Source organism: Labrenzia sp. R5_0 (assembly GCF_017743835.1).
GTDB lineage: Bacteria > Pseudomonadota > Alphaproteobacteria > Rhizobiales > Stappiaceae > Roseibium > Roseibium algicola.
The window spans coordinates 13,387-29,653 of record NZ_JAGHRK010000004.1; the positions used below are offsets into that span (position 1 = coordinate 13,387).

Annotated in this window: 12 protein-coding genes; 10 read left to right on the plus strand and 2 right to left on the minus strand. The window is 59.7% G+C overall.

What is annotated here, in order from left to right; genetic code table 11:
- Positions 1 to 112: 112 nt before the first annotated feature.
- Complete coding sequence (locus tag J7447_RS19950) at positions 113 to 529, plus strand: D-Ala-D-Ala carboxypeptidase family metallohydrolase (protein WP_023002295.1); 417 nt, start codon at positions 113 to 115, stop codon at positions 527 to 529.
- Between the two features lie 64 nt (positions 530 to 593).
- Here the strand turns inward: J7447_RS19950 and J7447_RS19955 are convergent, their stop codons facing one another.
- Positions 594 to 953 carry an ArsC family reductase gene (locus J7447_RS19955; protein ID WP_023002296.1) on the minus strand — a complete coding sequence of 120 codons (360 nt, stop codon included), beginning with the start codon at positions 951 to 953 and terminating at the stop codon, positions 594 to 596.
- Positions 954 to 1,226: 273 nt separating this feature from the next.
- On the opposite strand from J7447_RS19955, the gene J7447_RS19960 reads away from it, so the two are divergent.
- The 9 genes from J7447_RS19960 (at position 1,227) to J7447_RS20000 (ending at position 14,345) form a co-directional block, all read left to right on the plus strand.
- Positions 1,227 to 3,005, plus strand: a complete 1,779-nt coding sequence (locus J7447_RS19960; RefSeq protein ID WP_209170698.1) for an adenylate/guanylate cyclase domain-containing protein — start codon at positions 1,227 to 1,229, stop codon at positions 3,003 to 3,005.
- A 37-nt stretch (positions 3,006 to 3,042) separates the two neighbouring features.
- Positions 3,043 to 4,212: an acetylornithine deacetylase gene (gene argE, locus J7447_RS19965; protein WP_353653806.1), complete on the plus strand. Its 1,170-nt coding sequence runs from the start codon at positions 3,043 to 3,045 to the stop codon at positions 4,210 to 4,212.
- A gap of 116 nt (positions 4,213 to 4,328) precedes the next feature.
- Complete coding sequence (locus J7447_RS19970; protein ID WP_031269916.1) at positions 4,329 to 5,912, plus strand: ABC transporter substrate-binding protein; 1,584 nt, start codon at positions 4,329 to 4,331, stop codon at positions 5,910 to 5,912.
- Between the two features lie 79 nt (positions 5,913 to 5,991).
- Positions 5,992 to 6,966 carry an ABC transporter permease gene (locus J7447_RS19975; protein WP_023002301.1) on the plus strand — a complete coding sequence of 325 codons (975 nt, stop codon included), beginning with the start codon at positions 5,992 to 5,994 and terminating at the stop codon, positions 6,964 to 6,966.
- A gap of 14 nt (positions 6,967 to 6,980) precedes the next feature.
- Complete coding sequence (locus J7447_RS19980; protein ID WP_209170700.1) at positions 6,981 to 7,958, plus strand: ABC transporter permease; 978 nt, start codon at positions 6,981 to 6,983, stop codon at positions 7,956 to 7,958.
- A gap of 7 nt (positions 7,959 to 7,965) precedes the next feature.
- Positions 7,966 to 9,687: an ABC transporter ATP-binding protein gene (locus tag J7447_RS19985; protein WP_077291308.1), complete on the plus strand. Its 1,722-nt coding sequence runs from the start codon at positions 7,966 to 7,968 to the stop codon at positions 9,685 to 9,687.
- 840 nt (positions 9,688 to 10,527) lie between these two features.
- Positions 10,528 to 11,865, plus strand: a complete 1,338-nt coding sequence (locus J7447_RS19990) for an HAD family hydrolase (RefSeq protein WP_209170701.1) — start codon at positions 10,528 to 10,530, stop codon at positions 11,863 to 11,865.
- A 115-nt stretch (positions 11,866 to 11,980) separates the two neighbouring features.
- The gene (locus tag J7447_RS19995) at positions 11,981 to 13,780 is read left to right on the plus strand and encodes an IlvD/Edd family dehydratase (protein WP_209170702.1); all 1,800 of its coding nucleotides are present in this window, start codon (positions 11,981 to 11,983) and stop codon (positions 13,778 to 13,780) included.
- 283 nt (positions 13,781 to 14,063) lie between these two features.
- On the plus strand, positions 14,064 to 14,345 hold the full coding sequence (locus tag J7447_RS20000) for an SCP2 sterol-binding domain-containing protein (RefSeq protein WP_023002307.1): 282 nt from the start codon (positions 14,064 to 14,066) through the stop codon (positions 14,343 to 14,345).
- 310 nt (positions 14,346 to 14,655) lie between these two features.
- On the opposite strand, the gene J7447_RS20005 is transcribed toward J7447_RS20000, so the two are convergent.
- On the minus strand, positions 14,656 to 16,260 hold the full coding sequence (locus J7447_RS20005; RefSeq protein ID WP_023002308.1) for a TRAP transporter large permease: 1,605 nt from the start codon (positions 16,258 to 16,260) through the stop codon (positions 14,656 to 14,658).
- Between the last annotated feature and the right edge of the window lie 7 nt (positions 16,261 to 16,267).

Genomic DNA, 16,267 nt, shown 5'->3' on the forward strand with positions numbered 1-16,267 from the left:
AACATTTGTTTCGAAAGCGCGTTAACCACGTTTTTCATTAGAATTTTAATAAAATTCAATCAGCCTGCGCGCGGGGGACGAGATTGTAATCAGTAACCGAAGGCCGCCCGTCATGCGTCAGCGCCTCACCGCCTGGATCGTATTCCTAGGATTGACTGTCACACTTGCCGGCTGCGGAACCGTCGCCGGTGTTACCGGCATGGGCTGGATGACCGCATCCCACAATTCCATCGACTATAACGACAGTTCCTGGTGCGTGCCGCGCAAGCTGAAGAAGGTTCTAAACCGGGTTGCATCCCGCTATGGCAAAGTGACTGTCAGCTCGACCAAGCGCTGGTGGCTTGAGAACTGGTGGAAGGGTGGCGCCAGGGATTCCTATCACCTCAACTGCCGGGCGGTCGATTTTTCGGTCCGTGGCAACCCGTCGTCCGTCATTGCCTTCTTGAAATCACAGCCGGAAGTTGGCGGATACAAGCACTATTCTTCCGGCCACTACCACATCGACACCGGCCCGCGCCGGACCTGGTAACCGCCTGGCAGGCAAAAGCCCGGCCCGGTATCTACCGGGCCTGATTGGCCAGTGGCGGCAAACGCTACTTCAGTTCGCCCAGTTCCAGTGCCATTTCCCAGGCGACAGGGTCAAAGCCGACGAAATTCTTGGTTTCGCCTGCCACGATCGGCCTTTTGATAACGGACGGGTTCTCGATCATCACGTCGAGCGCGCTCTTGGCGTCGACAACGCTGTCCTGCGTTGCTTCGTCCAGGCGCCGCCAGGTGGTGCCGCGCTTGTTCAGGATAGACTCCCATCCGAATTCACCGACAAAGCCGGCCAGTCGATCGGCATCGACGCCATCCTTCTTGTAGTCGTGGAACTCATAAGGCACGCCGGCCTCTTCCAGAAACTTCCGCGCCTTCTTGACGGTGTCGCAGTTCTTGATGCCGTAGACCTTCATCGCCTCTTCCCGATTGTTGGATGTCCGGCCCGGAATGTGCCGACTGACGCCCGGGATGCAAGGTCATAGCCGAAGAAAACCCGAAATTTTGCGAAATTTGACCTGACAATGCCTGCATACCGAGGAGTTTTCCCCGTTTCGCGTGCCTTCACGGGCAGTTCACCGCATTTCCTTTTTGCCTCCTTGACCTCGGCTGCCCCCCGCGCTTCAAGTGGCAATTGACAGGGCAGACCGGCAGAAGGCCGGAACGGCCAGACCGGAGACTGAAAATACATGCAGGAAGAGGCCCCCGGCACAAGCCGGCCGAACAGGCCCGCGACGGCCGCCAAATCTTCTGAAAAGTCCGCTTCGGCGGCAAGACCGGGCAAGAAGTCCGACAGTGTCATGGTCGCCGGAGGGAACTGGCGTCAGCGGCTCCGGCTGTGGAGCGGCCTGATCCTGTTCACATTCTGCCTCAGCCATTTTTCAAATCACGCCCTCGGCATCATTTCCTTCCAGGCCATGGACCAGGCCTCGGTCTGGCACTACTGGGTCTGGAGAAGCCCGGTTGGCGAAACTATCCTCATCCTCGCCGCGCTGACCCATGTGCTGCTCGCCTTGTGGCGGACAAGCAAACGGCGAACGTTGAAGATGTCCCGTTGGGAGCTTCTGCAGCTCGCCCTCGGTCTTTACATTCCCTGGCTCCTGATACCGCATGTCACCACGACCATGGGCGTTGCCAAGGAGTTCGGCTTCCTGCCGCTCTACGAGCAGATGCTGACGCTGCTGTGGCCGAATGCGGCGGTCAATCAGTCTATTCTGCTGCTCATGGTGTGGACCCACGCCATGATCGGCCTGCACTTCTTCCTGCGCCTTTATCCGGCTTACCAGAGGCTGAAGCCGCTGGCGGCCGGGTTTGCCTTTGCGATGCCGGTGCTTGCCATCTGGGGCTGGATTGAAGGTGCCCGCCGGCTGGCCCTCAGCCGTGACGTAACCCTCCGAATCACTCCGGACCAGCAATTGTGGGCCAGCGAGGTCGTCGTTCAGTTCCGGGCGGTCGTGTTCGGCCTGATTGCCGTCAGCCTGTTGGCCATCCTGATCCGTTACCTTCTCAGCCTGAAAGCGCGCAGCCTGACCGTGGTCTATCCAGGCGGACTGACGGTGAAGGCGCAACCGGGCGCAACGCTGCTGGAAATCAGCCGCATGAACGACATACCGATCGCATCGGTGTGCGGCGGGCGGGCCAGATGCTCCACCTGCCGGGTGAAAATTCTGGAGGGCGGCGAAACCTTGCCGAAACCGAGTGTTGCCGAAGCTGCGGTGCTGACGCGGATCGGCGCGGGAAGCGACATTCGGCTTGCCTGCCAGGCGCGCCCGGAAAGCAACGTGGAAGTGCAGCCCCTTGTTCCGGTCAAGGCCAGTGCAATTATCGGCGAACACCTGAAGGACGCCTATTACTGGGGCGTCGAGCAGGATGTGGTGGTCATGTTCGTGGACCTGCGCAATTTCACCGGCATCACCGAAAGCCAGCTGGCCTATGACGTGGTTTATCTGCTCAACAGCTACCTAGACCAGGCCTCAGCCGCGATCCGGGAGGAGGGCGGCTATGTCGACAAGTTCATTGGTGACGGCATCATGGCCATCTTCGGCATGGACAGCAACGCGGAAACCGGCGCCCGGCAGGCTCTTGCCGCCTGCCGCCGTATCGAGAAGGTCATGAAATCGCTCGACAAGGAGAAGGGTCCGCAGTTTCGCGATCCGATCCGGCTCGGCATTGGCCTGCATCTGGGGCCGGCCATTCTCGGTCGCATCGGCGCCGCCGGAACAGCAGGCAAGCGCGGCGGGCTGACTGCGCTTGGCGACGTGGTCAACACCGCAAGCCGGCTGGAAACGGAGAACAAGAACCACGGCAGCTTCATGGTTGTTTCCAAGGCTGTTGTCGATGCGGCAGGCGCGCGGATCGACGGTGCCGAAGAGGCCGAGATCAAGGTGCGCGGCAAGGAAATTCCCTTGCAAATCCTTGCGGTGAAAAGCTTAGATGGTCTCCATCTCGCTGACGCCGTTCCCGCCTGAGACCCATCCTCCCTGTCACAAAACCACTGGAGACCACGTGAGCCGGACCTACACGCCTCGGGAAATGCTGGAGAAACTGATCTCCTTCAACACCGTTTCGGATCGAAGCAACCTCGATCTGATCACCTTCGTCGAAGACTATCTCAGCCAATGGGGTGTCGCTTCAGGGCGGGCGCTGGATGAAACGGGCCAAAAGGCCGCTCTTTATGCCCGCATCGGTCCGGATATCGACGGCGGAACGGTCCTGTCTGCCCACACCGATGTGGTTCCGGTGGCGGGCCAGAACTGGTCTCACGATCCTTTTTCCGCCTGGGAGGAAAACGGCCGCCTCTACGGCCGTGGCGCGGCGGACATGAAAGGCTTCGCGGCAACTGTACTTGCCAAGGTTCCGGATTTTCTGAATGCACCGCTCAGACGGCCCATCCATATCGCGCTGTCCTATGACGAGGAAACCGGCTGCGACGGGGCCAGGGTGCTGATCCCTGAAATGCTGGCAAACGGCCCGCGCCCTTCGGTGGTGATTGTGGGCGAACCGACCAGCATGAAGGTCGTTACGGGCCACAAGGGCATTACAGTACTGAAGACGCGCATCCAAGGTCATCCGGTCCATTCCAGCCAGTTGCACCGGGGTGTTTCGGCGATTTCGGCAGCGGCCAGGCTGATCGGATGGCTGGATGCCAGAACCGCGGAGAACCGGGCCAAGGCCGATCCGGACTGCCCGTTCGAACCGCCCTACACCACCTTGCATTGCGGCACCATTTCCGGCGGCCAGGCGCACAACATCACGGCCCAGCACTGCGAATTCGTGACTGATATCCGTCTGCTGCCGGGTGAACACGCGAAGGACTGGGTCGCCGCCTACCGGGCGTTCATCGAAAATGAGGTTCTGCCGGGAATGAAAGCGATCTCGCCGGACTGCGCCATCGAGGTGAGAGAACTTGCCTATGTGCCCGGGCTGGGAGAGGAACCGGACGGGCTGGCGGAAACGACCGCCAGGCGTCTGACCGGCGACAACAGCCGCAACGTCGTGGTCTATGCCACCGAAGGCGGGATCTTCCAGGATCACGGACTTTCGACCGTGGTCTGCGGTCCCGGATCCATCGATCAGGCCCATCAGCCCGACGAATTTATCGAGCTTTCCGAACTCGACCGCTGCGCCGCCTTCCTCGACAAGCTGATTGACAGAATGTCGCAATTTGACAGCTAAACGGGTTTGAACACAGAGATTTACGATGTCATAGTCGTTTTTGACAACATGGCCGCATGGTCCTGGCAGGGGGGTGCGGCCGTGGAGCAAAGCCGAAACCGGAAAACGAGGGGACTATGAACAAAAGAAAAATTGTCATCGCCGCAGCGCTGTTTGCGGCGGGAACGGGGACTGCTGTTCATGCTGAAACGCTGAAATTTGCCTTTCAGGGTGCACTGAACGCGCTTGATCCCTACAGTCTCAACGAGACCTTCACCCTGTCGTCGCTCGGCAATACCTATGAAGGCCTGACGCGCCGTGGTCCGGATCTGGCCATTGAACCGGCCCTGGCCGAGAGCTGGGAAATCGTCGATCCGAACCGCTGGCGTTTCCACCTGCGCAAGGGCGTAAAGTTTCACAACGGCAGCGATTTCACTGCCGAAGACGTTGCCTTTTCCGTCGACCGCGTGCGCTCGGAAGGGTCTGACCTGACCACCCGCGTCCCGGCTGATGCCAAGGTCGAGATTGTTGACGACTACACGGTCGATTTCGTTCTCACCGGTCCGAACCCGATCCTGCATTACGAGTGGGACACGTTCTACATCATGGACAAGGAGTGGACGACGGAGAACGACGCGGTGAAAGTCACCTCGGCGTCCGACACTTCTGCGAACCATGCCGCGCTCAATGCAAATGGCACCGGACCGTTCAAGATCGTCAGCCATGAAGCCGGCGTGAAGACCGTCTACGAAAAATACGACGGCTGGTGGGACGAAGCCAAACACAACATCGACACGGTGGAATTCACGCCGATCGGTTCCGATGCAACGCGCGTTGCCGCGCTGCTGTCCGGCGAGATGGACATGGTCTACCCGATCCCGGTGCAGGACATCAAACGCATCAACGATAATGCGGGAACCAAGGCGCTGACCGGCCCGGAACTGCGCACGATCTTCCTTGGCATGGACCAGATGCGCGACGAGCTGCTCTATTCCGACGTCAAGGGCAAGAACCCGCTCAAGGATGCCCGGGTGCGCAAGGCCTTCTACCAGGCGATCGACATCGAGGGGATCAAGAAGAAGGTCATGCGGGACCTGTCCAACCCGTCTGCCCTGATGGTTTCGCCGCTGCTGTTCTCCAAGTCCGCCGATTTCGAGCGTTATCCCTATGACCCGGAAGCCGCCAAGGCACTGCTGGCCGAAGCCGGCTATGCAGACGGCTTTTCCATCGGCATGGACTGCCCGAATGACCGGTACGTCAACGACGAGGCTATCTGCCAGGCGGTTGCCGCCATGTTGGCCCGTATCGGTGTGAAGGTGAACCTCAACGCCCAGCCAAAGGCGAAATACTTCGCCAAGATCCTTGCTTCCGGTGGTTACGATACGTCGTTCTACCTGCTTGGCTGGACCCCCGGATCCTTCGACAGCTGGAACGTTCTGGACAACCTGATGAACTGCCGCGACGAATCCGGCAAAGGCTCGCCGTTCAACAACGGTGGCTTCTGCGACGAGAAGATCGACCAGCTGACCGACGAAATCCTGGTCGAGATCGATCCGGAAAAGCGTGACGCCATGATTGCTGAAGCTTTCCGCATCAGCCACGAGAACGCCTACTACCTCCCGCTGCACCAGCAGAGCCTGGCATGGGGCGTTTCCGACAAGCTGGACCTTGTCCAGCGTGCCGACAACCAGTTCCAGTTCCGCTTCGTGACCAAGAACTGATCCTGAAGCACAGCAAATGACGCTCCCGGCAACTCCGCCGGGGGCGTATTTTCATGACTAAAGCATTCAAAGAGCCGAAATGATTGGATTTGCAACGCGCCGCATCGTGCAGGCGATGATTGTCATGCTGGTGGTCGCCCTTCTCGCGTTCACCATGTTCCGCTTTGTCGGCGATCCCATCAACCAGATGGTCGGCATCGAAACCTCGATCGAAGAACGGGAGGCCCTGCGCGAGCGCCTGGGTCTGAACGACCCGGTTCCGGTCCAGTTCTTCCGTTTCGTCACCAAGGCCGCGCAATTCGATTTCGGCACGTCCTACCAGTTCCGTCAGCCGGTTTCCGAGCTTTTCGCCAAGCGCATACCCGCCACGCTCGAACTCAGCTTCGCGTCTGCGGTGTTTGCGCTTGTTGTCGGCATTCCCATGGGCATCTACGCCGGGCTCAATCGGGAATCGCCCGTTTCCAAGCTGTTTCTGTCAGTTTCGCTGATCGGCATCTCGCTGCCGACGTTCTTCATCGGGATCCTGCTGATCTTCCTGTTTTCCGTCACCCTGCAGTGGCTGCCGAGCTTTGGACGCGGTGAGACCGTGCAGATCGGATCCTGGTGGACGACCGGCTTTCTGACCATCTCCGGCCTGAAGGCGCTGATCCTGCCCTCCATCACGCTCGGCCTCTACCAGATGACCCTGATCATGCGGCTGATCCGAGCCGAGATGCTGGAAGTCATCCGGACCGATTACATCAAGTTCGCCCGGGCGCGCGGTCTGCCGGACCGGCTGGTGAACTTCCGGCATGCTCTCAAGAACACGCTCGTTCCGGTCATCACCATCACCGGTCTGCAGCTTGGCGCGATCATCGCTTTCGCGACCATCACCGAGACCGTTTTCCAGTGGCCCGGCATGGGTCTGATGTTCCTGCAGGCCGTGCAGAACGTCGATATTCCGATCATGTCCGCCTATCTGCTGCTGACAGCCTTCCTGTTCGTGACGATCAATTTCATCGTCGACATCCTTTACTTCTTCATCGATCCGCGTCTGCGGGTCGGTCGGCCATAAGGGAGACCGACGCCATGCCTTTCGTCACCAACGAAGAAGCAAAATCCAGCGTTCAGGACAGAGCGGCACCGGTCAAGGAACCGGGGCGAATGACCCGCGCGCTCGACAGCGATCTCTTTCATTCGTTCCTGAAATCGAAGGTCACCGTTGTCGCTGCCACCGGCACGGCAATCCTGTTCCTCCTTGCGTTCCTGGCGCCGTGGATTGCTCCACATGATCCGTTCGACCTGGCGTCGATTTCCATCATGGACGCCCGCGTTCCGCCGGTCTGGATGGAATATGCCGATCCCCGCTTCCTCCTGGGAACGGACGATCAGGGCCGCGACATGCTCTCCGGCATCTTCTACGGCATGCGGATCTCGCTGATCGTTGGTTTCTGCTCTGTTGTCGTCGCCGCCTTCATCGGCATCTCGCTGGGGCTGGTCGCGGGCTACATGGGTGGTCGGGTGGATGCGATCATCATGCGTATTGCCGACGTTCAGCTGACGTTTCCGGCCATTCTGATCGCCCTTCTGATCGACGGTGTCGCGCATGGCATTTTCGGCGCGATCGACCGGGAGGTCTTCGCCTTCTACATTCTGATCGTGTCGCTGGCGCTGTCCTTCTGGGTGCAATATGCGCGCACGGTTCGCGGTTCCACCATGGTGGAGAAGAACAAGGAATATGTTCAGGCCGCCCGTGTGATCGGCATTCCCTCGGTCGTCATCATGGTGCGCCATATCCTGCCGAACGTCACCGGACCGGTGCTGGTGATCGCGACCATCAACCTGGCACTTGCCATCGTGACCGAAGCAACGCTCTCGTTCCTGGGTGTCGGCATGCCGCCTACCCAGCCGTCCCTCGGCACATTGATCGCCATCGGCAACGATTTCCTCTATTCGGGGGAGTGGTGGATCGCGATCTTCCCGGGCCTTGCACTGGCCCTGCTGGTGTTGAACGTCAACCTTCTGGGCGACTGGCTGCGCGACGCCCTCAACCCGAAACTCAGGTGAGGCCGGTATGAGCGTTCTCGATATCAAGGACCTGAGGGTCGAGTTTCCGGGCCGAAAATCCGTCTTCGTCGCCGTCGATGACGTTACTTTGAGCGTCGATGCCGGCAAGGTTCTCGGCGTCGTCGGAGAATCGGGTGCAGGCAAGTCGACAGTCGGCAACGCGGTGATCGGGCTGCTGCAGGAACCTGGACACATAGCCGGCGGTGAAGTCTATCTTCACGGCAAGCGCATCGACCAATTGCCCTACAAGGAAAAGCGTCGTTTGCGCGGCCGAAAGATCGGCATGATTTTCCAGGATCCACTGACGTCTCTCGATCCGCTGCAGACGGTGGAAAGCCAGCTTGTGGAGACGATCCGCACCCATTTACCGCTCTCCGGATCGCAGGCCCGCCAGCGCGCGATCGAACTGATCGAGGCCGTGGGCATTCCAGATGCGCCCGAACGCATCAAGCAGTATCCGCATCAGTTTTCCGGCGGCATGCGCCAAAGGGTGGTCATCGCGCTTGCGCTGTGTGCGGAACCTGAACTGGTGATCGCGGACGAGCCGACAACCGCGCTCGACGTTTCCATCCAGGCGCAGATCCTTGAACTGATGAGGAAGCTGTGCCGGGAGCGTAACGTCGCCATGCTGGTGATCACCCATGACATGGGCGTGATTGCCGACATCACGGACCATGTGGCGGTGATGTACCACGGTGAACTGGTGGAATACGGCGAGACGACCCAGGTGCTGGGCGCTCCGGAACACCCCTACACCCAGAGCCTGATTTCCGCCGTGCCACGCCCTGATATCAAGGTCGAGCGGTTTCCGGTGGTCAACTACATCGAAAAGGCCGGCACGCCACAGAAGCAGATCGACATCGCCACACACTGGCTCGGCAAGGCACGCGACTATGAAAAAGTATCCGGTCCGCTGGTCAAGGCAACGGACCTCGACATGCGGTTCGAGACCCGTGGCTCGATCTTCCCGTCCAAGCGCAAATACTTCCAGGCGGTCAAGAAGGTCAGTTTCGACATCAACGAAGGCGAGACCTTCGGTCTTGTCGGCGAGAGCGGGTCGGGCAAATCGACCATCGCGCGCCTGATCACCGGCCTCTACCAGCCGACCGGAGGGTCGATCCTGTTCGGTAAGACCGAACTGACGTCGCTCAAGAATCGCAAGGACGTTCTGGCGATGCGTCGCCAGATGCAGATGATCTTTCAGGATCCCTATTCCTCGCTGAACGCCCGCATGCGCGTCAGCGACATCATCGCGGAACCGATCAAGTTCCACCGTCTGGCGTCAAGCAATGCGGAAGTGCGCCAGATCGTCGACGACCTGCTCGATCATGTCGGTCTTGGCGCGGCGGCCGGCAGGAAATTTCCGCACGAGTTTTCCGGCGGTCAGCGCCAGCGCATCTCCATCGCAAGGGCGCTCGCGACGCGGCCCAGGTTCCTGATCTGTGACGAGCCCACCTCGGCACTCGACGTGTCGATCCAGGCGCAGATCCTGAACCTATTGAAGGATCTTCAGGAAGAACTTGGGCTGACCATGCTGTTCATCAGCCACGATCTGGCCGTGATCCGGCAGATGTGCAACCGCATCGGCGTCATGCGCCATGGCGAGTTGTGCGAGGTGGCAGACTGCGACCAGCTCTTCGAAGCGCCGCAACACCCCTATACCCGCGAACTCCTGAACCTGATGCCGTCACTGGAGTTGCTGTCGCGGGCAAACCTCGCAACGGCCTGAAGGAACCGGCGGCGTTGTCGCCGGCCTTCCCAAGTCTTTGAAGATGAGTCTTTTTTCGGATTCGGCCGAGTCGCTGACTTGACTCCAGGCCCCACCCCGATTCTCCGGTGTCCGCAAAACGTTAGTCACAATCCAGTCCGAACCGGGCAGTTTTTGCCGCCCAGGGCGCCACCACGATCTGCATCCAAATAGATTCACTCTGACTTTCAGTCCGGACCCGATTGTTAACAGATGTTGACCATGTTTTTTCGGCGCGCCTAAACGTAAAAGGGAGAACCTTTCGGCTCTCCCATTAATATACCACACCCCGAAATAATCTTCGTCCTGAGGACTATTAAATACAGGCCCTCAATACTTGCAGGCCGTTTAAAAAATTACCCTTTTATACTACCCGCAATTCAGTTTCGCTCAAGTTCCACGCTGCACAAATGGTCAGCACCCATTCCGATGCACTGCGACTGGGACAGGCAACATGCTTACCGAACTGACTCTGCGGCATTGCCTGTCTCCGGCCGCTCCCGCATTTTCAGACGGTCCCCAGGGCGTGCCGTTTGTATCTCCAGTTGGCCCACGACCCGGTTCCAGCAGAAGAATTCCAGATACGAGAGCCGACCGGCTATGCCGAAAACATCATTGATTTCAGTTCTTTGGGCATTTTTTCTTGTCATTGCCGTAGTGTGCCTTGTTCTGGCTCTGGCGGCAGCAGGCGGAGAACCTTCTGACGCCGCGACGTCAGTTTTGGTTTTCGGTTCCTACAGCGCCTTAATTTTCAGCATGTTTTCCGCGATTTTTTCGCTTCTCGGCCTCTCTTTTTCGCTTAACACCTCTGTCGGCCGGCCCTTGACGCTTTTCACGGCGCTGGTCAGCACCGGATTGCTTGCCGTTTCGACCGGCCTCCACCTGTCCGGTCCGACATCGCCCCAGACCAATGCACCCGCCCTTGCCGCAGCTTTCCTGATGGTGCTGCGGGCGTTCGGTGTGGTTCTGCTGCCACCAAGGGGTGACCTCAGCGGAGTGCCACAAGCGGCATGGTCTGTCTTGTTGGCGCTGCTGGCTGCCGGTACCTGGTGGTGGGTCCTCGACAGGACCGAGGCCCCGGCCGCTCTTGCAGCCGCGCTGCTTCTTTCCTGGCCGCAACTGATCGACGGAATCAACGCATTCGCGGACAAGGTCTTTCACAAGGCAGCACTGGCGGCAGGCGCCCGTGACATTGCCCCCGGCGCCTTCACAAAGGTCGCTCATGCCCGCGATATCCTCATCGACAAGGCTGCCGTGATGTCAGGACCCAACCTGATGGTCACCAATGTCATGGCCTTCAACAACGAGCCGAAAACGCTCCTGGCCGTTGCCGCCTCCGCTGAGGCCGGATCATCCCATCCGGTCGCCCAGGCCCTGCGCGAACTGGCCAGCCAGTGGCAAGTCGCCCTCAAGATGCCGGACCGGTTCGAACCGACACCTGGTCTGGGTGTTGTTGCGCTGCTCGGCGGACAGACCGTGGTGATCGGCACGACGGACCTCCTGAAGCGCCTCAAGATCGACAGTTTTACCGCCGACGCCATTGCCCGGTCGCTGGAAGCAGACGGCAAGACGGTGCTGCGTGTCGCTGTCGGGGGACGCGTCGTGGGTGTTTTAGGACTGGAAGGCACATTGCGTCAGGATGCCGGCGTTGCGGGGATGGCCCTGCGCAAAGAGGGCCTCGTGCCGTGGCTGTTCAGTGGTGACAGCCCCAACACACGCAGCGCGCTGGCGGGCATGCTTGGCCTAGAGCTGACCGATGATCCGAAGCCGGGAGAAACCGCGCCCGAGGCCCCCTCCCGCTGCTTTCCGGACATGCCCCCCCTGGTCCTGACCCTGTCGCAGGACCGTATGGCGCTGGAATTGCGCGAAGGCGCCACGCCCGGAAAGGACGGGACGGATGCAAGGCATTCCCCCCTTGCTGTCAGCGACACCGACGACATTGGAGCCTTCCCTGCCCTGAAGGCGCTGGCCATGCGCCGCAATCTGCTGGCAGTGCACGCCCGCCGGCTGCTGTCAGGTCTCTGGCTTTTCGCCGGCCTGTGCGGTGCCTTGACCCTCCTTCCGCTGTCGGCCGCACCCGTTCTTTTTGCTATCTGTCTTGCCGTCCTTTGGACATTTGCCCGATTTTCCATTGCAGATACGCTGCACCGGAATACATGACGGGCGCATTCTCAGATTGTGGAACCGAAATCGGGTTTCAGCGCCTTTACAGCCTCATGGAGCTGGTGTTTATCGGATTTTGACACTTTGTGAGTGCATTGAGAGATGACGCGACATGAGCGACACCAAAACACCGAAACTGCGGTCCGCCGCCTGGTTCGACAATCCCGACAATCCGGGCATGACCGCGCTCTATATCGAGCGTTACCTGAATTTCGGCATCACGCGTGAAGAGCTGCAGTCGGGCAAACCGATTATCGGCATCGCCCAGACCGGCTCTGACCTTTCGCCCTGCAACCGCCACCATCTGGAGCTGGCAAAGCGTGTGCGCGAAGGTATTCGCGAGGCCGGTGGTATTGCCTTCGAATTTCCGGTTCACCCGATCCAGGAAACCGGCAAGCGCCCAACCGCGACACTGGACCGGAACCTGGCCTATCTTGGTCTCGTTGAACTGCTGTACGGTTACCCCATCGACGGCGTGGTGCTGACAATCGGCTGCGACAAGACCACACCTGCCTGCCTGATGGCCGCCGCGACGGTGAATATTCCGGCCATCGCGCTGTCCGTCGGTCCGATGCTGAACGGCTGGTACAAGGGCGAGCGCACGGGTTCCGGTACCGTCGTCTGGAAGGCCCGCCAGATGCTTGCCGCAGGCGAGATCGATCGCAAGGGTTTCATGGATCTCGTCGCCTCTGCAGCGCCGTCCGTCGGCTTCTGCAACACCATGGGCACGGCAACGACCATGAACTCGCTGGCCGAAGCCCTGGGCATGCAGCTTCCGGGGGCGGCCGCCATTCCGGCGCCTTACCGTGAGCGCGGTGCAATTTCCTACGAGACCGGCAAACGCATTGTCGACATGGTGCGCGAGGACCTGAAACCCTCCGACATCATGACCCGCGAAGCGTTTGAGAACGCCATTGTCGTCAACTCGGCCATCGGCGGTTCGACCAATGCACCGATCCACCTGAACGGCATTGCCCGCCATCTGGGTGTTGAACTGGACAACGACGACTGGCAGGAGATCGGCCATGACGTGCCGCTGCTGGTCAATCTGCAGCCAGCCGGAGAATATCTCGGCGAGGATTACTTCCACGCAGGCGGCGTGCCTGCTGTCGTCGCGGAGCTGATGCGAAATGGCAAGCTGCCGCATCCGGGCGCGCTTACTGTCAACGGCAAGGGCATCGGCGACAATTGCGACGGTGTTGTCACAGACCTGCCGGACGTCATCAAGCCGTTCAACAATCCGATGAAAGACAAGGCTGGTTTCATCAACCTGAAGGGCAACCTGTTCGACAGCGCCATCATGAAGACCAGCGTGATCTCGGAAGAGTTCCGCGACCGCTATCTCTCCAATCCGGACGATCCGGAAGCGTTCGAGGGCCGTGCCGTTGTGTTCGAAGGGCCGGAGGATTACCACGACAACATCGACAATCCGGACCTTGAGATCGATGAGCACTGCATGCTGTTCATCCGGGGCACCGGCCCGATCGGTTATCCGGGCGGTGCCGAGGTGGTCAACATGCAGCCACCCGCAGCCCTGATCAAAAGCGGGATTACATCTCTGCCCTGCATCGGCGACGGCCGTCAGTCGGGCACATCCGGTTCGCCGTCGATCCTGAACGCATCACCGGAAGCTGCCGCCATGGGTGGACTCGCGCTTTTGAAAAGCGGGGACCGTGTGCGCATCGATCTGAGGAAAGGCACTGCCGACATCCTGATTTCCGATGAGGAACTTGCGCAACGACGCACGGACCTGGAAGCGGCGGGCGGCTTCAAGATTGCGGAGAGCCAGACACCCTGGCAGGAGATCCAGCGCGCCATGATCGGGCAGTTCGACAAGGGCATGGTTCTGGAGCCGGCGGTTAAATACCAGGACGTCGCGCATACCAAGGGGCTGCCGCGGGACAATCATTGATCTGACGATCCTGTCAGGTGCATTGCCTCTGGCACCGCGAAATGTTGAAATTCTCCGTCATTACCGGACTTGATCCGGCAATCCATGCGATGATCACGGCGGCCGCACTGCCGGTGAAACGACATGGATCCCATGGTCAAGCCATGGGATGACGGAGCGTGTGGCGAAACGCTCCCGGCGGCGCATCTCTTTCGACACAGATTTCTACTTGACGATTACGTAAACGTCATGCTTCAAGAGGACAAAGACGGGCTCCGGCCCAATTCAAACGGGAGAAAACGACATGTCCTTGGAACAGCTTACCGAAGGTGTCCGCGCAAAGGTTGCCGATGGCGGCATTGAAGAATCCGTCAAGTTCGATCTTGGGGAAACGGGTATCATCTTCCTGCAAGGCTCCAGCGTTTCCAACGAAGATGACGAGGCAGACTGCACCATCAAGATGTCCGCCGAAGACCTCGGTGACCTTCTCTCGGGTGATCTGAATCCGACGGCTGCCTTTATGGGCGGCAAGATGCAGGTGGAAGGTGACATGAGCGTTGCCATGAAACTCGGCAGCATCGTCTAAGCGATTTTTGAAACAGAGCCTTTCAAGCCGGTCCTGAGGGCCGGCTTTTTTTGTTCCACGATCTCCACTCCCACCTCCCCCATTCCCATCAGCCTCATCCTGAGGAGCCCGGTACAGCCGGCCGTCTCGAAGGATGGGCCGCTTGTTTCGGAGTGTGCCGCCCATCCTTCGAGACAGGCCTTTGGCCTTCCTCAGGATGAGGTGACGGGAATGAGGCCCGGTGAAGGACGTGAAGGCTCCCTCCCGGGCCCGGCAAACAAAAAAACGGCGGGCAAGGCCCGCCGTTCGAGTTTCTGGATGGTCCGGGTCGTTACCGGTTTGTGATGATTTCCGGTCCCATCAGGCTGTAGGGCAGCCAGGTGGACAGGGCCGGGACATAGGTCACCAAGATGAGGAACAGGAGCAGGATGAGCACGAACGGCGCAGCCGCCTTGACCACCTGCACCAGACTCATCCCTGTTATCCCCGATGTGACGAACAGATTGAGCCCGATTGGCGGCGTAATCATGCCGATTTCCATGTTCACGACCATGATGATGCCGAGGTGAACCGGATCGACGCCGAGTTCCATGCCGATCGGGAAGACCACCGGCGCCACGATCAGAAGCAGGCCCGACGGTTCCATGAACTGACCACCAAGCAGCAGCAGCAGGTTAACCGCGATCAGGAAGGTGAACCAGTTGAAACCGGCTCCGACCATCCAGTCGGTGATTGCCTGCGGAATCCGCTCCGATGTCAGCACGTGGGCAAACAGCAGGGCGTTGACGATGATGAACATCAGCATGATGGTCGTCTTCGCCGCATCCACCATCACCTTCTTGGTGTCCTTGTGGAACATGGCCGGAAGAAACTTCCAGACGATCAGTCCGATATTCCGACCCCAGATCTTTGCGCCGATACCATAGATGGACGGCAGCTCGGCAGGGCTGACACGGCCACGCAGAAGCGGATAGCCAATCAGCGCAGCCAGCAGGACAATGGCACTGTCGATGCCGTAGAAACCCTGTCTGTCCGTGACCATGCCGGCGATGCTCGACCAGGCGAACATTGCGGCAAACCCGTAGGTGATGGTCTTGAAACCGGCCAGTCCCAGAGGGCCGTCCTGTTCCTGCACCCAGCGAATGCCACTGAGCGGGCCCATGTCGCGATAGACGAAGAGTGCCACCAGACAGGCGTAAACGGCCGCCACTGCCGCAGCTTCGGTTGGGGTGAAGATACCGCCGTAAATGCCGCCCAGGATAATGACCATCAGGAACAGGCCAACGGCCGCTTCCATCATGGCATGCCAGATTTCCTTGAAGCCCGGCCACGGCTGGGCCGGCAGGTTCTTGACGCGTGCCATGACGTAGATGGCGATCATCAGCATCAGACCGGCGATCAGCCCTGGAACCACACCGGCAAGGAACATCCGGCCAACGGAAACGTTGGTTGCAGCCGCATAGACCACCATGACGATGGAAGGCGGGATCAGGATGCCGAGCGTACCGGCATTGGCAATAACGCCCGCGGCAAACTCCTTCGTGTAGCCTGCCTGCCGCATGCCGGCGATGGCGATGGTACCGATCGCGACCACGGTTGCGGGCGACGAGCCTGACAGAGCTGCAAACAGCATGCAGGCGAAGACGCCGGCGATCGCCAGACCGCCCCGGATCGCACCGACGGACGCGATCGAGAAGCGGATGATGCGCTTGGCAACACCGCCCGTCGACATGAAGGCCGATGCCAGAATGAAGAAGGGAATCGCCAGGAGTGTGTAGTTCTGCGACGCCGTGAACAGCTGCAGCGCCACCGACGAGATGGAATCGTTGGAGAAGATGGCAATCGCCAGAACGCTGGACAAGCCGAGCGAAATGGAGATCGGAACGCCCAGGAACAAGAAGCCGAGGACGAGAATGAAGAGAATTGCTGCTTCCATTGCCCCG